This window comes from Burkholderia semiarida, from assembly GCF_029268935.1.
GTDB classification, from domain to species: Bacteria; Pseudomonadota; Gammaproteobacteria; order Burkholderiales; family Burkholderiaceae; genus Burkholderia; species Burkholderia semiarida.
This window is the reverse complement of sequence record NZ_JAHLCL010000005.1, coordinates 60,421-77,338: the sequence shown is the minus strand read 5'-3', so window position 1 is coordinate 77,338 and position 16,918 is coordinate 60,421. Positions and strand designations below refer to the sequence as shown.

Here is a 16,918-nt window from a genome sequence, read left to right as displayed (position 1 = left end):
TGCCCTGCTTTCGAATAACGCAAACTTGGCGGCCCGTCATGCACAACGCTGCACTCCGATACTTCCTTGCCGTTGCCAATACAGGTTCGCTGAGCGAGGCGTCCGAGAAGCTGCACGTTTCGATCTCGGCGATCAGCCGTCAGATCACGAAGCTGGAGGAGGAGGTTGGCTGCCCGTTGTTCGAGCGTCAGGCGCGCGGCATGGTCCCCAACAAGGCCGGGGAGCTGCTGGCTGCCCATGTTCGTAGAACCCTGCTCGAAGGTCAGCAGGTGATCGAGGAGATCAAGGCGCTGAACTCGTTCGATCGGAGCACGATCCGCGTCTCGACGTCGGAAGCGTTTGCCCGGGATGTCCTCCCTCGCGCCATCACGCAATTTCTGGAGAAGTCGCCCGGTACCCGTTTCGAGGTAGCGGTGACGGCGCCGAAGGAGGTGACGGCACACGTACGGAGCGGCGAAGCGGATATCGGCCTGACTTTCGGTGTTGTACGAGAGCCGGAGATCAACGTCGAGTACACGCAGAGCGCGCCCATTTGCGCCGTCATGCCGCGTTCTCACGTGCTGGCTGGTCGCGCGACGGTATCGATGGCCGAGTTGCGGAATTTCCCGATTGCGTTGCTTGACCGTGGCACGACGATCCGTCAGCTTTTCGATACGACGGCGAGCCTCGAGAATCTTCTTTTCGAGCCTGTCCTGACCTGCAACAACTCCGGCACGCTGTATGCATTCACTCAAATGTCGGGGGTCGTGTCGCTGACCAGCCGCCTGACGGTACGGGCGCGTCTGGCGACGGACGGCCTGGTGGCGATACCGATCGACCATCCGGGCATGTCGTTGCGTGCGATCCAGATCCAGACCTTGTCGGGCCGCGAGTTATCGACTGTACTGATCGACTTCATTGGCGAACTGGTGAAGCAACTGCATACGGCCGACTAGACACGTGGCGACCCGTACCCGTGTCCCCACCGAGCCCCGACATCCCGCGACTACGGTGGGCAAAGAAACCACGAACCTGAGCAGAACCTCCTTTGCCGTCCGCCCAAGGACGCGCCTTTCTTTTGGTTACTTTTCTTTGGAAGACAAAGAAAAGTGACCGCCGCCCCGCGCAGGGGCGACGCTGATAGACCGATAGCAAGACAGGTTCAACGACAAGGGCGTGGAGAACCACTTAAAACAACGACCCACGCACATATTCGACAGAAAGCACACGTTAGTACGCCACCACCCCGACGACACCAGACGCCCCCGACCGTTGGCGGGCCTCATTCCCCACCACCGGCCCCTCGAGGGCCTTCAACCCGGCCTGCACGATGGCCTGAGCATCCACCTCAAAATACCGCCGCAACTGCGCGCGCGAATCGCTTCGACCGAACCCGTCGGTCCCAAGCGTGACATATCGCCGTCCTTCTGGAATATATGCACGAACCATTTCCGGAAGCGCTTTCACATAGTCCGACGCGGCGACGATCGGCCCAACGGTCGCGCGCAGCTGGGTGGAAATCCACGATTCCCCGATGTCTCCGGAACCGAGCCGCCATTCCCGCTCGCATCGCGCGCCATCCCGCCCCAGCTCGACATAGCTGGTAATACTCCACACGTCCGCGGACACCTCATGCAACCGCTCGAATTCGTCCGCCGCCTTGAGAACCTCCCCCATGATCGCGCCGCTGCCGAACAACTGAACCCGCCTCTGAAAGCGGCCGCCCCGTCGAAACAGATACATGCCTTTCACGATACCTTCATGCGACGCATCGGCAATACTTGGTTGCGCGACGTTTTCATTGGTCACGGTGACGTAAAAGAACTCGTCGTGCGCGTCACTCAGCATGCGCCGCAACCCGTAGTCGACCAGGACCGCCAGTTCACCGGCAAAGGACGGATCGTACGCCCGACACGTCAGTATCGTCGACGCGAGAAGATGGCTCGAGCCATCCTGATGCTGCAATCCTTCTCCTCCCAGCGTCGTGCGGCCTGACGTGGCGCCGACGAGAAAGCCTCGGGCTCGCTGGTCGGCAGCCGCCCAGATCAAGTCGCCGATACGCTGAAAACCGAACATGCTGTAGTAGATATAGAACGGCATCATCGGAATACCGTGCACGGCGTAACTCGTCGCGGCGGCCGTCCACGACGAGATGGCCCCCGCCTCCGTGATGCCTTCCTCGAGAATTTGACCATCGGACGCTTCACGATACGAGAGCATCGATGAATTGTCTTCCGGATCGTACAACTGACCGAACGGCGCGTAGATTCCGACCTGACGAAAAAGATTCGCCATGCCGAACGTTCTGGCCTCGTCCGCCACGATCGGAACCAATCGCGGGCCGAGGCTGGCGTCCTTGAGCAGCGCACCAAGTTGCCTGACGAAGGCGGTCGTCGAACTCATGACCTTGCCGTCCGCATTCAGCGAGAAGCCCGCGACGCTCGCCAGTTCGGGCACCGCCAGTCGCTCGGATGCCGCACGTCGCTGAGGGAGATAGCCGCCAAGCGTCTCGCGACGCTTGCGCAAGTACCGCAGTTCATCGCTATCGTGCGGCGGCCGATAGAACCGCGCTTCCGATGCCTCTTCGTCGGAAAGCGGGAGCGCGAATCGATCCCGAAAGGCAAGCAGGTCGTCCCGCTCCAGCTTTTTCTGCTGATGCGTCGTCATGCGCCCTTGCGCGATCGTGCCCATGCCATAGCCCTTCATGGTCTTGGCCAGCACAACCGACGGCCGACCATTCCTGACCGTCGCCGCGGCAAAGGCGGCATGGATTTTCACGGGATCGTGTCCGCCGCGCCGAAGCATCGCGATGTCGTCGTCGGACAACGAATCCACCAGCGCTCGCAGTTCCGGCGTCCGGCTGAAGAACGTCTCGCGATTGAATGCGCCGTCATTGGCCGACAACGTCTGGAAATCACCATCGACGGTGTTCGCGAAAGCGCGTTCGAGCACACCGCCATGATCGCGGCCGAGCAACGCATCCCACTCGGAGCCCCAGATGCATTTGACGATGTTCCATCCGGCGCCGGCGAACAATGCCTCGAGTTCGTCGATGACCCGGCCGTTGCCGCGAACGGGGCCATCCAGTCGCTGGAGATTGCAGTTGATGACGAATATGCAGTTGTCGAGCCGCTCGCGAGCCGCGAGTGTCAACGCGGCGATCGACTCGGGCTCGTCCATTTCTCCATCGCCGAAAAAACCCCACACGCGACGATCGCCGTGCGCCTTCAAGCCACGATTTTCCATGTACCGCATGAACCGCGCCTGATAAATGGCGTTGAGCGGCCCCAGCCCCATCGATCCGGTTGGAAACTGCCAGAAGTCCGGCATCAAAAAGGGATGAGGATATGAGCTCAATCCCCGGATGCCGCCGGCCTCCGCCACGATCTCCTGGCGATAATGGGACAGCGATTCTTCCGACAGTCGCCCCTCGAGAAATGCCCGCGCGTAGACACCCGGCGCCGAGTGCGCCTGGAAAAACACCAGATCGCCGCCGTGCACCGCATCCGGGCCGCGGAAAAAATGCTGGAAACCGACCTCGAACAGGTCCGCGGCCGAAGCATAGCTCGCGATGTGTCCGCCCAGTTCGCCCTGCGCCCGGTTGGCGCGGACCACCATCGCGAGCGCGTTCCACCGTATCAACGCCGCGATCCGCCGCTCGATTTGCAGATCGCCCGGATAGGCAGGCTGCTCGTCGGGCGCCACGGTATTGACGTACGGCGTGATCAGAGGCGGCCTCCACGCGACGCGACGGGCGTGTGCATGCGCCAACAACGAGTCGAGAAGATGGCGTGCACGTTCCTTGCCTTGATCGCCGCCCCACGCATGCAACACGCCATCGAGCGCGTCGCACCATTCCCGGAGCTCTTCCGGGTCGGGATCGGTCGTCGTGGTCGGAAGTCGATTCTGCATGTCCATACTTTGCACCCCGAATTGACGATATACACGCCGCGTTCCGACTCCACTTGCAGTCGGAACGCGGCCAAGCCTCAACCGTTCTTGAACAGGAAGCTGTATGCGTTCAATGCGGGGACGCCGCCGAGGTGTGCATACAAGACACGGGACCCTTCCGGAAACTCGCCCCGGCGCACCCTGTCGATCATGCCATGCATCGACTTGCCTTCATAAACCGGGTCGGTCAACATCCCCTCGGTCTTCGCGCACAGTCGAATCGCTTCGAGCGTACCTTCCGACGGAAGGCCGTATTCAGGGCCCCCGTAGCGCGTATCCAGCACCACGTCCGCGTCCCCGATCGGCCGATCGAGTTCCACGAGATCGGCGGTGTGGCGTGCGATGCGAAGAATCTGCTCGCGCGTCTGCGCGGGTTTGGCCGACGCATCGATACCGATCACGCGATCCGCGCGCCCGTCTGCCGCGAAGCCGACGACCATGCCGGCCTGCGTGCTTCCCGTCACCGAACACACGACGATGTAGTCGAACTTGAATCCGAGTTCAGCTTCCTGGGCGCGCACTTCCTCCGCGAAACCGACGAACCCCAGGCCGCCAAGCCGATGCTCTGAACAACCGGCTGGGATCGGATACGGATTCCCTCCCGCGTCGCGAACGCTCTCCATCGCCTGCTCCCAGCTCGGGCGAATGCCGATGTCGAAGCCGTCGCTGACCAGCCGAACGTCGGCGCCCATCATGCGGGACATCTGAATGTTCCCGACGCGGTCATACACGGCGTCCGAGTAGTTGACCCAGTTTTCTTGAACCAGCACGCATTTCAGGCCAAGATGAGCCGCGACCGCCGCGACCTGACGCGTCTGGTTCGACTGGATGCCGCCGATCGATACCAGCGTGTCCGCGCCGCTCGCCAGAACGTCCGGCACGATGTACTCGAGCTTCCGGGTCTTGTTGCCGCCGAACGCCAGGCCGCTGTTGCAGTCTTCGCGTTTTGCATAGAGATGAACTTTTCCACCCAGCGCCTTGCCGAGGCGGGGCAACTCGTGGATGGGGGTGGGTCCGAAGGTCAGCTTGTGGCGAGGAAAGCGATCGAGGTTCACGGAGGTTCTCCGAAAGGTGGGCGGTGGATTCCGACGCCCGATGTCGTCAGAGCGACCGGGCACGAAGAAATTCTAGTGAAATACCCACGAAACGTGGTTGCAAACATCCACCGATCACCACGCTTTGAAATACAATTTTCCCCATCCTCACGAATGTATATTTTTTAGAATCAATGAAATCGACAACAAAATTTCCTGGAAAATCGCGCCCCGACGACGCGAGCCACGTCGAACTTGACCGTACGGACAAAGCGATCCTGCGAGCCCTTCAAAAAGACGCATCGATCTCGAACGTCGCTCTGGCGGCGAAGGTGAATTTGAGCGCGCCGGCGTGTTTGCGCCGCGTCGAACGGCTCAAGAGCCTGGGTTTGATCCGAGGAATCGTCGCGTTGCTCAACGCGCCTGCCCTCGATGCAGGCATGGTCGTCATCATCGGCGTCGTACTGGATCGATCGACTCCCGAATCCTTTGCCGCGTTTGAAAAAGCGGCCCAGAACGTATCCGGCTGCATGGAATGCCACGTGGTGACCGGCGAGTTCGACTACTTCATGATGCTGCGCACACGCGATAGCGAAAGCTTCAACCGACTCCATGCCGAACAACTGCTTTATCTGCCCGGCGTGCGCCAGATTCGGACTTTCATGGTGCTCAAACAGGTCTTTTCCTCGACGCAGATCGCCATATAGCGGCTGGGCAAGGCAGCCGTTTGCGGCTTACGCCGGAACTCGCCGACGACAATCACATGGAAAGCCGCGAAGCGGCTCGGCTTCCGCTCGCGTCGACTTCCCGCGGAGCACCGGGGCCGCGCCCGTCAGTGCGCGAGCGCGCGACCGATCCTGAATACCCCGACCACGTCGCGCAGCGTGTGGTGTTGTTCGTTATGTCGGCACGCAAGCAAACTCGCTGCACTGTACGCACTCCCCGCCTGACCAGACATTTCGCAAAGATGGCCGGCCATGTCGGTCGGCTTGCGCTGACACGCAGCCGCATCGGGTCACTATCCGTCCTCGCAAACGAGGGCCGGCCGGCGCTGCCGACTCACGCGTCACGGTTCGCTCGAGCCGACGCGGTCCACCCACCCCCGGTAGAACGCGCGGTACTTGAGCACGAGCTTGTCGTACTTGCTGTACGCGCCGCCGCCGTCCGGCTTCATCCCGTTCCAGATCCTGACGTCGTACCCCGCGGCCTGCCGGGTCTGGAGCCCGAACAGCACGTAGTCGGTCGCGCGGCGCAGGAGGCCGCCCACCTTCCTGATCGAGATCAGCATGTGCATGACGTTCTTGCCGTCGCTTATCGGCGTCACGCACTGGAGCAGCTTGTATTTGGCATCTCCGTCCAGCGCGACGGTCATCACGCACCCGCCGGGATAGCCGTCGAAGTGCAGGTTCATCTGCGACATGTTCAGGCCGAGCGCGCGCGACAGCATGCCGAGCGGCCCGAAGTACCGGTCCACCGTGAAGTCGATCCCGGCGCCGAACCACGCGCCCGCCCGCGCCAGCGGCTCGACCTCCGGCCATTCGCGCCAATCGTCGAACAGCTTGAGCTCGAAGGCCGAGACCGGGAGCGCGTGGACGGGCGTCGCGTGCTGCGCGTCGTAGAAGTTCTCGACGATCCGCAAGACCGCCGTCGTCGTCTCGAACGCGAAGTGCAGATGCATGAAATCGTCGTTGTCGACGTCGGCCGCGGCGATGTCGGGCAGCGGGTGCAGTGGCTGCGCGGAACCGTACCAGACCCACACGTAACCATACCGCTCGGCGGTGACCCACGTCGGCTGGCGCGCGCCGCGCGGAACGGGCTCCAGCCGGTGCACCGCCGGGCTATGGCCGGGAATGTGCACGCACTGGCCGCGCTCGTCGTATCGCCAATGGTGAAACGGGCACTGGATGCACCCGTCCCTGATTTGCCCGTCGGCCAGGTTCGCGCCAAGGTGCGCGCAGTGGCGGTCCATCACCACGGCCCGTCCCGACGCGCCGCGCCACGCGACGCACGGCCGGCCGAAGAGCGTCAGCGCCGTCGGTTTGTCCTTGAGGTCGGCCGAGCGCATCGCGACGTACCAGCTCGCGGCCACGCGCGTGGTCGCGTCGTACGCTGCCGCGGGGCGCTCCCTGGCCCCCGCCTCGTTCAATTGAATGTCTTCGATCATTTTCATTCCGGAGGTCGGCCGACTACTTCAGCGCCAGGCCGATGCGGGTCGTGATGTACGCCCTGAGCAGCGCGAACATCGGGTTGTAGTCGAAATACCTTTTCACCTCCGCCGGCGCGCTGGTCTGCGTCCAGTGCAGCAGCTTCATCGCCGGCAGCAGGCTGTACTTCGAGTTGTTGAGCTGCGGTTTGGCTCCGGTGATGCAGTACCCGAAACCGAACATCGGCTTCGCGAACTCCCGTTCGTCGATGAGGGCGTGAATGCGCGCCGCGGCCTCCTCGGCCGGCTTGCGCCCGGCGCTCACGGCTTCGACCTCGGCTTTGGCGTCGTTGAACAACTGGTAGTACCCCTCCATGTCCGCGCACAGGTACCCGAGGTACGGGGGGTTGTCGTCGAGGTGATCGAGGTCGCGCTCGTCGCGCGACGCACGGAACCGCGCGTGCGCCTGCACCAGCCGGAACTGCCCGAGGATCGTGCCGACCGCCCACAGCCTGTGGAACGCGTCCCACAGGCGGAAGTCCGAGAACGCCGTGTAGCAGCAACTGACGAAGTCGTCGTTGTGGTCCAGAAGCTTCTGCTGCAGACGCTCGATGTACTCGAAGCGCTCGGGGGAGAAATCGTCGTCGCGCAGCGCCTTGATCAGGCGCGCCGCGAGCGCGTGGATGGTTACCGCGGTGTTCTCGAGCCCGCGGGAAAAAAGCGGATCGATGAACCCGTTGGCGTGCAGCATCAGGCAGTAGCGGTCGCCGACGCAGGCGCTCGACGAGAACTGCAGGCGATCGGTCCTGACCCAGTCGCGCACCGGCACGGCGTCCCGGAACTGCGCCGCGATGCTCGGGAACCGCGCGAGGAATGCGTCGAATTCCTGCTGCGCGGAGATGTCCGTTTTCGGATGGATACGCGGGTCGAGCTGCAGGCCGACGCTCACCAGGTTGTTGGTCGAACGCGGATGATTGTTGAACGGAATCACCCAGAGCCAGCCGCCCTCGAACATGTGGTGCAAGGTGCCCTCGTGCCAACGCCAGCGCTGCCCCTTGACCTTGAAGATGTCGTCGAACGGCTTGACGCCGAGCATGTGCGTATAGAGGCTGCGCGAGTGCGTCTTGAAGCGGCACGGCTCTTCGCGGAGATTGAACTTGGTCGCGAGCGGCGCGCGGGGCCCGCCGCAGTCGATCATGTAGCGGCCGGTGAACCGTTCGCCCTGCGCGGTCGCGACCGCGACGCCATCCTTGTCGGCGTGGTATTCGGTCACGCTCGTCTTCTGGCGAACCGTGCAGCCGTACTTGATGGCGGCTTGCAACAGGTACGCGTCGACGTCCTGCCGGTAATAGTGGCTCTCCGGCCCCCACGGCAGCTCGGGAATCACGCACTGCGTGAACTCCTTCGGGTCGTGTTCCTCGCCGGGCCTGTGGAACACGAAGCCGAAGTTGCGCTTGATGCCGGTGCTCGACGCGACGTAACGCTGCGTCGCATAGAACGACGTGATGTGATCAAGCTCGGGAATGCCGTAGCGATCGGCGATGATGCGATTCATCAGCGACGTCTCGGGGATCGACGATTCGCCGATCGTGAAGCGCGGGTGCGACGATTCCTCGATGATCAGCACGCGAAACCGTTGCTTGGCCAGGATGGCTCCCATCTGGGTGCCCGACATGCCCGAACCGAGGATGATCACATCGAAGTGGTTGCTGTCGCGCCCGTTCGCGGGGCTCTGTTGAGTCATGAGGGCACACTCTCCTGTTGAGATGGAACACATGGCCGCGCGCGTCGCGCGTCAGGATTCGTCGAGCGCGGCGCGAACGCGCGACCGTGCCGCACGCGTGAGTGCGAGCAGATCGCCGAGCATGCTGGGCGCGTACCCGCCGCTGCCGATCGTGGGACCGCTTCGCCCGACTTCGTACGCGCGCTCCGCCAATTTGACGTGAGGCGCGCGAAAGCGCAGCAGAATCTCGAATACCCGGTCGAGGGCCGCCAATCCGGCCTCGACGGGCTCGCCCCGCGCGCGTGCCGCCTGCACTTCGCCGAGCACGCGGTCGATGAGCGCCGGACGCCCGGCGAACCGCGCGTAGATCGCCCTGAACGCGGGAAGCACGTAAGGCAGGTACGTCTCCTTGAATTCCCGGTAAGCGGCGTGGTCCGACTGCGAACCCCACAGCACGTGCTCCAGCACGAAGAGGGGCATTTCGACCGCACCGGGGCCCAGGTAGTGCTGGCCGCCGACTCGAATCGGTTCGTAGAACGGACGAAGCTCGTCGTAGAACACCTGCAACGAGATGAACCGGTACGCGTAGACGATCGAGTCGACCATTTTCTGCAGATGGACCGCGAGCGCGTCGCACCCTTGCGCGAACGCGGGCGACCTCAGCGGCACGTCGGTCAGCTCGACGGTCAACGCGATGGCCGCCTCGAGAGCCGCCATCGAGATGCGCACGCTCTCGAGCAGGTGCGCCTCGTCGCGCAGCCCGGTGTAGCTGCGCTGCGCGTCGGCCGCCGCGGGGTTCCAGACCGTCACGTGCAGCAGCGTCTCGCGCGGCGGCAGGCCGGTCGCGCGCGCCAGCTCGAGCAGCACCGGCTCGAGCCCGGGCACCACGTCCACGGGCTCGTGTCCGTGCCGCTTGAGCGACCCGAGGAAGAACCCGATGTCCCGCATCGCGGCGGCGGCTTCGACGAAGCCCCAGCCCGAAGGGACGCCGCGCGCCGGCAGGAACGCGCGCAACAGCCCGACGATGCCGCGCACGTCCCGTTGACGGTTCAGGCCCGGCAGCCGCAGGACGAGCGCGCGCGCCTGCAGCGGATCGCAGGCCGCCACCGCGGCGTGCGTGGCCGCGATCGTGCGTACGCGGTCCGGGGCGCGGTCCACTACAGGATCTCCGGCGTCGCGAGCGTCGGCCCGGGCTCGCTGCGAGACAGCGCCGCATCGCCCTCGCGCAGCGAGCGCAGGTAATCATGGTTCGTCGGCAGCGTCGTGCGCAGACGCTCGGCCTCGCGCCGGATCCGCGCGAACATCGCCTCGGCCTTGTCGATCGACTCGGGCCGGTGCCGCAAGAGCGGCAGCGACCGGTCGGGCAGCAGCCCCAGGCCGGCAAAAATGCAGTAGTAGTTTCCGTTCAACCAGAAGTTCTTGAATTCGTAGTCGAAGGTGTCGTAGTACGTGGAATCGTCGAACGACGTGGTGGTCAACGGCAGCCCCGCCTTGTAGCGTTCGACCTTCTCCTTGATCGCGTCCGACAGCCGCAGGTCGTGCCGGTTCGCGCGCCAGAACGGCGTGTCGTCGCGCGACGTGGTGAAATAGTGCGCCTGCACGAAATCCCGGCAGTCGTCGAACATGTAGACGATTTCGGCGTTGAACGCGTCGATCAAGCGCGGATCGAACGACGTGTCGGGGAAGTGCTTCACGAGCTGGTACAGCGCCGCGTAGATGAAGTAGATGCCGGTCGATTCCAGCGGCTCCAGAAAGCACGACGACAGCCCGACAGAAACGCAGTTGTTGACCCACGCGCGCCGGTTGCGCCCGACCCGGAACTTGATCTGGTTGAGCGGCTGCTTGTCCGAAAGCCCCCAGAGGCCGAGGAAATCGGCGGTGGCCCGGTCGCGCGACGTGAACTTGCTCGAGAATACATAGCCGCTGCCGAACCGGCCCAGCATCGGGATCTTCCAGGTCCACCCCGAGTTCATCGCGATCGCCGACGTGTACGGTTCGATCCCGTCGCGCGCGTCGTCGGCGGGCACGGCGCTGGCGACCGCGCTGTCGCACAGCAGGTGATCGGACATGTCGATGAAGGGCTCCTTCAGCGCCTGGTTGATCAGGAGCCCTCGCATGCCCGAGCAGTCGATGAACAGGTCGGCTTCGAGCGTGCGGCCTTCCTTGGTGGACAGGCGGGAGATGTAGCCGCGGTCGTCCAGGTGAACCTGCTCGACCTCGTCCACCACGCGCTTCACCCCGCGTTCGGTGGCCCAGCGCTTCAGGAAGTCGGCCACGAGATGCGCGTCGAAGTGCCACGCGTGGGACATCTGGCGGGTGCCGTCGGCCAGGCACGGCGCGAGCTTGCCGTCGAGCGCCTCCGTCTGCGGGTAGCACGCGTACTCCATCGGTTGCTGGAAGCCCTGTTCGCGCTTGCGCAGCCAGTAGTGGGTCAGCGGCACGCCGTCGCAGTTCGGCACGTTGCCGAACAAATGGTAGAAGTGGTCGCTGCGCGAACCGTCGGGCGACTTCCTCCAGTTCACGAACCGGATGGCAGCCTTGAACGCGCCGTTCACCTGCGGCATCCATTCCCGCTCCGGTATCCCGAGGAAGTCGAAGAACACCTTCTGCAAACTCGGGATGGTCGCCTCGCCCACGCCGATCCGCGGAATCGCCGCGGACTCGATGAGCGTGATGTTCGCCTGCTGCTGGAGCGCGCGGACGAGGTACGACGCGGACATCCAGCCCGCCGTGCCGCCGCCCACGATGACAATATTCCTGATCGGATTGCTCATGACACGCTTCCCATGGGATTTGAAACCTGAATGGATAGTGCCGCCTCGTCGAGTTGAACCGGAAAATCGTTCGTCAATACGTCATGACGTGTTTCGTCCATCATGACGAATGGCGTCGAAAAGGCACGTGAATTGCAGCGAAGTCAGGCAACAACGCGAATCCCCATTTCACGCGGCGGCACACCGCGCAACGGATTCCACGTCGACAAATTGGCTTGCCGACGCGTCGATCGCCATTGGTGCATGGATTTATTCAGTTTGCCTAATTGCAGTCAGGATTGTCACACCGTGCACTTGACCTCCGGGACACACCATAGCAGCGTTCACGATGGTCTATCTCGAAAAATTTCATATCAATCCCGGGTTGTTCAGAGAAATTCTAAATCCCGAGGAATTTCGACGAAATATCCCGCATCAACCGATTTAATTTTATCGAACTAATAAATTCACTTTTTCATTCAATGTCCATCATCAAATGTCCTTGTTTTACAAAAAAACGATAAATGGCCAACCGAATTCAAGGGAAAGAAATAAAACCTTCGCCATTACCAAAACAAAGATGACGATCTTTTCTCATTTCGGCAGCTTCGATCTCGACCCCAAAAATAATTCAACGCGCCTGCGGAGAAATTCGTCATGATGTGTCCGGGCGAACATGAGCGATGCTCGCCAGACGCATCGGACAGGAAGCGCCGAGTAAGCAGATCGAACGGTTGCGCGTACCGGGCCACCGCCAGTTCAACGGTGCACCCCGCCTGGACCGGACGCAAACCGCGACACTGACGAATCGAGGAGGCCGCATGCCCATCCAGGAAGCGTTGCTGAAGATGTCGATGTACGTATCGCTGGTGCTGATCGTGCCGGGGCCGACCAATACGCTGCTGCTGTCGTCCGGGTTGAAGGTCGGCCTGCGCGGCACCTGGCCGCTCGTGATCGCCGAAGCGCTCGGCTACGCGATCGCGATTTCCGTATGGGGATTCTTCCTCGCCGCGTTCGCTGCCGGCCGGCCCTGGCTTTATGACGTGGTCAAGCTCGCGAGTTCCGTCTACATTCTTTTCCTCGCGCTCAAGATGTGGACGCACAGCCGCGTGCTGCAGGACGTATCGAGCACGCCGGTGAGCTTTCGCGACGTGTTCGTCGCGACGATGATGAATCCGAAGGCGCTGCTGTTCTCGAGCACGCTGTTTCCGCTGGAGGCGTTCCGGTCGGCGCACTATTTCGCATGGACGCTCGTCGTATTTCTGCTCGTGCTCGCGCCGATCGGCGTGGGCTGGTCGTCCCTCGGCGGCCTCGTCACTTCGCAACGCGCATGGGCCGCCCGCACGTCGACGCTGCTGCGCGGCGCCTCGCTCGTGCTGTTGATGTTCTCCGGCACGCTCGTGTACTCGGTCGTGAATCGCTGAGCGCGCTGCCGATCGTTGCGACGCGCGGGCATGCATCGCGCCACGATTGGTCTCTGCCCGGGCAGGCCGTAGCGGCCTTGATTCGCGCACCGGCGGATCGTTTTCGTACGTGGTTCGGATAGTCCTTAACGTCGATCTCGTCGAGCACGGCTTGCGCATCGCGCTCCCACGGATGGCCGTAACCAGCACCGCCTGCCGCGATGTGACACACCGCATCTCCCGAATCGGTGACGAAGCCATAGTCGGAGATGTTCAGCGGCAGACGCGCCTCGACCAACTCGACCGGCTGGTTCGACAGATTGCCGGGCGGATTCGCAATGCCTTCGTGCCGTCATTGCGACCGCCGCCGCCCCAACTGCCGAGAATACCGTCGATGATCAGCCAGTTCCCGCCCGCGCCGAGCGCCGGAATCGCGTCGGGCACGACCTGCGCAAACGCCGCTTGCAGCACGTCGAACATCCGGTACGCCATGATCCGCGCGCCGCGCACGCGGCCGGCTCAACGCCATCATCACACTAGAGGAACCAAGGTGGCGCGAATGGTTCCGCAATACAGCCTTCGACCGCAGGCCGAAGGCTCATGGGTAACGGAACGCTCACGCTCGACACGGCCAAGCAATCCGATCGGCTTGCTCCGAATGTTCGCGAACATCGATGTAGTGGGGATTTCCGGCAGCGACACTGCAACGAGTTGCCGCCCCCCCGCATTCACGGCTTCACCAACAGCGATCCCGCGCCAGTCCTCACGCCGCCACGTTAATGACCTTCGTTTCCAGGTAGTCCTCAAAACCAAACGCGCCCCATTCGCGTCCATTGCCGGATTGCTTATAGCCGCCGAACGGCGCTTCGAAAGACTGATCGGCGCCGTTGAGGCTTACCATACCGGCACGTAGCTCCCCGGCCACGGATTGCGCCAACTCCGCATCTCCCTGCAAATATGCAGCAAGCCCGTACGGCGTGTCATTTGCAATGGCGATCGCCTCATCGAGACTGCGATACGGGATCATCGTCAACACGGGGCCGAAAATCTCCTCGCGCGCGATACGCATCTCGTTATGCACATCGGCGAACACCGTCGGTTTCACATAGTAGCCGCGCTCGAGACCAGCCGGCGCATCCGGCCCGCCAGCGACGAGCGTCGCGCCTTCGTCGATGCCGGCCCGGATGAGCGCGCGGACTTTCTCGAACTGAACGCGCGACGCCACGGGGCCGATATGGTTGCCGCGATGATCAGGTCGACCGACGCGAATTTCGTTGGCCGCGTCACGGGCGATTTCGACCGCGGCAGCGTATTCGTTCTGGGGTACGAGCATGCGCGTCGGCGCATTGCATGACTGTCCGCTGTTCGCCATGCAATGACGCACACCTCTCTCCACTGCCGCGTGCAGGTCGGCACCCTCGAGAATGATGTTCGGCGATTTTCCGCCCAGCTCCTGCGTGACGCGTTTGATCATTTGCGCGCCCACCGCGCCAATCGTGCTGCCGGCGCGCGTTGAACCCGTAAACGAAATCATATCGATGTCCGGATGCGCCACGAGCGTCGCGCCCGCGGCCGCCCCGTCGCCGTTGATCAGGTTGAACACGCCCGGCGGCAAATCCAGCTCGTCGATCATTTCGGCCCATAACAGCGCGCTCAACGGCGTGACTTCGCTCGGCTTGAGCACCATCGTGCATCCGGTTGCGAGGGCGGGCACCACCTTGCACGCGATCTGGTTGATCGGCCAGTTCCACGGCGTAATCAATGCACATACGCCGATAGGCTCCCGAACCACGGTCCCGCCAGTGACCGAATGCCGGAAGCGGAACGTCCGCAGGGCGTTGATGCCGGCTTCGATGTGTCCCTGTCCGGTGCGCGCCTGCGCCGCGACTGCGAAATCGATCGGCGCGCCCATTTCAAGCGAGATGACGCGTGCCATCTCGTCATAGCGACGGTTGTAGATCGACAGCAGCTTGACGAGCCAGCGCTCCCGCTGTTCGACGGTGGTCCGCGAAAATTCGCCGAACGCCGCTTTCGCGGCCGCCACCGCACGATCGACGTCGGACGCGGAGGCGGCGGCAATCGTCTCGATGACCGCTTCGTCCGCCGGATTTTCCACTTCGATGTGAGCGCTTGAATCGGGCGCTTGCCATTCGCCCGCAATGTAGAACCGCTTCGCATGGGTCATTCGAGTCTCCAGTTGTTGAATTGAGAACGTGGTTCGCTCTTGCCGTCATCGTCATCGCACCATCTGCATGGCCTTCGGAAAGGCTCGTGACTCTCCGCCTCCGTTGCCACGATCGAGCCGTACGCTTGTGCGCGTCACGATCAAAGAATATGATGCATCATATATTCAATTTCCACAGGAGGAAAGTCCATGACGAAAGTTGCAGTAGTAACGGGCGGAGGCACCGGTATCGGGCGCGCTATCGCGGAAGAGTTCCGGCGCGCCGGTCTGTACCCCGTGTCAGTCGGCAAGGATGCGGACGAGGATCTCGATCCCGCCATCGAGTTCCGGCGGGTCGACGTGACATCGGCTGCTGCCGTGCGTGACGCATTCGGCGATCTGGCGCGGATTGACGTGCTCGTCAATGCTGCCGGAATCATCCTTCACGATCGCGCCGAATTCGATTCGGCGGGATTTCGGAAAGTGGTCGATGTCAACCTGAACGCCTGCCAGCTCACGACCGAAGTCGCGCTCGAGAAGCTGTCCGCGGTGCGCGGCTGCATCGTCAATATCGCGTCGATGTGGAGCTTTTTTGGCTCGGCCCGGAATCCTGCCTATACGGCAAGCAAGGCCGGCGTGGTGGGCCTGACGCGCGCGCACGCCGCAGCTTTCGCAGATCGCGGAGTGCGCGTCAACGCGGTAGCGCCGGGCTGGATCGAAACGCGGCTGTCGGCCGGAGCGCTCAACGACCCGGAACGCAGTGGTTCCATTCGCGCGCGTGTGCCGCTTGGGCGCTGGGGGCACCCTTCGGATGTCGCCAGAGGCGTGAGATTCCTTTGCTCGGCCGATGCAGATTACATCACGGGGGTGGTCCTGCCGATCGACGGCGGCTTCAGCATCGCGTGATGACGCAATGAGTATTCACGGCGGCGCGAGGCCGCCGTGCGCCATTACCACCAACGCATGCGGTAACGCAATCGGAGCGTGCGGCTGCTTACGTCGCCGCCACTTCGTCACGCTCACGCTCGGCCATCCATTCGAGCAGCACGCGCTGGCCCCATTCGATGTCTTCCTGGATCGCCTGGGATGCGCCTTCCGCATCGCCCTTGCGCAGCGCGGCAAGCACGCGATAGTGAGGATGCGATCGGTTCGATATCTCGCGGGGCGGCAGATGTGAATGGAACGTGTGCAACAGCGGCCCCATCCTGACCCACATGGTTTCCACGGTCGCGCTGAGCGTGGGCATTCCGGCGGCTGCCATCAATTCGAAATGGAAATCGCGGTTGCGCTCCGCTGCCTCCGACGGACTCACGGCAACTGCCTCGATGAACTCGTCGTGCGTCAGGCTCAGATGGCGGATTTCCTTCGGGGTAATGCGCTGCGCGGCCTGCTTGGCCGCCGCGCCCTCCAGAAGGCGTCGCATCAATTGGATCTCTCCAACGGTATCGGCATCCAGCGCCGGCACCATGATCGACGTGGCCGCAGTCATCTCGAGTGCCTGTTCACTGACCAGACGGAAAATCGCTTCGCGCACGGGCGTGATGCTCGTGCCCAGTTTTTCGGCGAGATCGTTGATGCGGAGTCGGTCGCCAGGCGCGTACTGACCATTCATGAGTCGGGAGCGAATCTCTTCATAGATGCGTGACGAGAGATTGCTCTTTTCCACACGGGCGAGGGGCTTCATTCTGATAACGGGACGAAAAAGAATGTTGTCATGCATGATACATCACGCTTCCTCGCTGCAACAGGCGGCGACCTCATCGGCACG

Annotated in this window: 13 protein-coding genes; 4 read left to right on the top strand and 9 right to left on the bottom strand. The window is 62.9% G+C overall.

The window, feature by feature from the left end:
* The first annotated feature begins 38 nt into the window (after window positions 1-38).
* Window positions 39-935, top strand: coding sequence for a LysR family transcriptional regulator (locus tag KPB06_RS07165; protein ID WP_059579045.1), 897 nt, complete (start codon window positions 39-41; stop codon window positions 933-935).
* Between the two features lie 274 nt (window positions 936-1,209).
* On the opposite strand, the gene mdeB is transcribed toward KPB06_RS07165, so the two are convergent.
* Together mdeB and KPB06_RS07155 are read right to left on the bottom strand one after the other, a co-directional pair.
* Window positions 1,210-3,897, bottom strand: a complete 2,688-nt coding sequence (gene mdeB / locus KPB06_RS07160; protein ID WP_124659079.1) for an alpha-ketoglutarate dehydrogenase — start codon at window positions 3,895-3,897, stop codon at window positions 1,210-1,212.
* 71 nt (window positions 3,898-3,968) lie between these two features.
* A complete protein-coding gene (locus tag KPB06_RS07155) occupies window positions 3,969-4,985 on the bottom strand; it encodes a 1-aminocyclopropane-1-carboxylate deaminase (RefSeq protein WP_059579040.1) in 1,017 nt (338 codons plus the stop codon).
* Between the two features lie 173 nt (window positions 4,986-5,158).
* Between KPB06_RS07155 and KPB06_RS07150 the strand changes: the two genes are divergently transcribed.
* The gene (locus KPB06_RS07150; RefSeq protein ID WP_059579037.1) at window positions 5,159-5,671 is read left to right on the top strand and encodes an Lrp/AsnC family transcriptional regulator; all 513 of its coding nucleotides are present in this window, start codon (window positions 5,159-5,161) and stop codon (window positions 5,669-5,671) included.
* A 359-nt stretch (window positions 5,672-6,030) separates the two neighbouring features.
* On the opposite strand, the gene KPB06_RS07145 is transcribed toward KPB06_RS07150, so the two are convergent.
* The 4 genes from KPB06_RS07145 to KPB06_RS07130 are packed head-to-tail and all read right to left on the bottom strand — an operon-like array spanning window position 6,031 to window position 11,604.
* Window positions 6,031-7,125, bottom strand: a complete 1,095-nt coding sequence (locus KPB06_RS07145; protein WP_059579123.1) for a Rieske 2Fe-2S domain-containing protein — start codon at window positions 7,123-7,125, stop codon at window positions 6,031-6,033.
* A gap of 25 nt (window positions 7,126-7,150) precedes the next feature.
* Window positions 7,151-8,851 carry an NAD(P)/FAD-dependent oxidoreductase gene (locus KPB06_RS07140; protein ID WP_059579034.1) on the bottom strand — a complete coding sequence of 567 codons (1,701 nt, stop codon included), beginning with the start codon at window positions 8,849-8,851 and terminating at the stop codon, window positions 7,151-7,153.
* A gap of 51 nt (window positions 8,852-8,902) precedes the next feature.
* On the bottom strand, window positions 8,903-9,937 hold the full coding sequence (locus KPB06_RS07135) for a monodechloroaminopyrrolnitrin synthase PrnB family protein (protein ID WP_196485204.1): 1,035 nt from the start codon (window positions 9,935-9,937) through the stop codon (window positions 8,903-8,905).
* 50 nt (window positions 9,938-9,987) lie between these two features.
* Entirely contained in the window at window positions 9,988-11,604 is a 1,617-nt protein-coding gene (locus tag KPB06_RS07130; protein WP_059579028.1) for a tryptophan halogenase family protein, read from the bottom strand.
* 800 nt (window positions 11,605-12,404) lie between these two features.
* Between KPB06_RS07130 and KPB06_RS07125 the strand changes: the two genes are divergently transcribed.
* Window positions 12,405-13,007, top strand: a complete 603-nt coding sequence (locus KPB06_RS07125) for a LysE family translocator (protein ID WP_059579025.1) — start codon at window positions 12,405-12,407, stop codon at window positions 13,005-13,007.
* A gap of 252 nt (window positions 13,008-13,259) precedes the next feature.
* Here KPB06_RS07125 and KPB06_RS07120 read toward each other — a convergent pair whose 3' ends face one another.
* Both KPB06_RS07120 and KPB06_RS07115 read right to left on the bottom strand, forming a co-directional pair.
* On the bottom strand, window positions 13,260-13,466 hold the full coding sequence (locus KPB06_RS07120) for a hypothetical protein (RefSeq protein WP_275920430.1): 207 nt from the start codon (window positions 13,464-13,466) through the stop codon (window positions 13,260-13,262).
* Between the two features lie 283 nt (window positions 13,467-13,749).
* Window positions 13,750-15,171: an aldehyde dehydrogenase family protein gene (locus KPB06_RS07115; RefSeq protein WP_059579018.1), complete on the bottom strand. Its 1,422-nt coding sequence runs from the start codon at window positions 15,169-15,171 to the stop codon at window positions 13,750-13,752.
* A gap of 189 nt (window positions 15,172-15,360) precedes the next feature.
* Between KPB06_RS07115 and KPB06_RS07110 the strand changes: the two genes are divergently transcribed.
* Complete coding sequence (locus tag KPB06_RS07110; protein WP_059579015.1) at window positions 15,361-16,056, top strand: SDR family NAD(P)-dependent oxidoreductase; 696 nt, start codon at window positions 15,361-15,363, stop codon at window positions 16,054-16,056.
* Window positions 16,057-16,144: 88 nt separating this feature from the next.
* Here KPB06_RS07110 and KPB06_RS07105 read toward each other — a convergent pair whose 3' ends face one another.
* The gene (locus KPB06_RS07105) at window positions 16,145-16,870 is read right to left on the bottom strand and encodes a GntR family transcriptional regulator (protein WP_081066620.1); all 726 of its coding nucleotides are present in this window, start codon (window positions 16,868-16,870) and stop codon (window positions 16,145-16,147) included.
* Between the last annotated feature and the right edge of the window lie 48 nt (window positions 16,871-16,918).

Bases quoted from the DNA above. Each gene is read 5' to 3' on its own strand.
- KPB06_RS07150 (WP_059579037.1), top strand. From the start codon at position 5,159: ATGAAATCGACAACAAAATTTCCTGGAAAATCGCGCCCCGACGACGCG.
- KPB06_RS07130 (WP_059579028.1), bottom strand. From the start codon at position 11,604: ATGAGCAATCCGATCAGGAATATTGTCATCGTGGGCGGCGGCACGGCG.
- KPB06_RS07140 (WP_059579034.1), bottom strand. From the start codon at position 8,851: ATGACTCAACAGAGCCCCGCGAACGGGCGCGACAGCAACCACTTCGAT.
- mdeB (WP_124659079.1), bottom strand. From the start codon at position 3,897: ATGGACATGCAGAATCGACTTCCGACCACGACGACCGATCCCGACCCG.
- KPB06_RS07115 (WP_059579018.1), bottom strand. From the start codon at position 15,171: ATGACCCATGCGAAGCGGTTCTACATTGCGGGCGAATGGCAAGCGCCC.
- KPB06_RS07105 (WP_081066620.1), bottom strand. From the start codon at position 16,870: ATGCATGACAACATTCTTTTTCGTCCCGTTATCAGAATGAAGCCCCTC.
- KPB06_RS07110 (WP_059579015.1), top strand. From the start codon at position 15,361: ATGACGAAAGTTGCAGTAGTAACGGGCGGAGGCACCGGTATCGGGCGC.
- KPB06_RS07165 (WP_059579045.1), top strand. From the start codon at position 39: ATGCACAACGCTGCACTCCGATACTTCCTTGCCGTTGCCAATACAGGT.
- KPB06_RS07120 (WP_275920430.1), bottom strand. From the start codon at position 13,466: ATGTTCGACGTGCTGCAAGCGGCGTTTGCGCAGGTCGTGCCCGACGCG.
- KPB06_RS07125 (WP_059579025.1), top strand. From the start codon at position 12,405: ATGCCCATCCAGGAAGCGTTGCTGAAGATGTCGATGTACGTATCGCTG.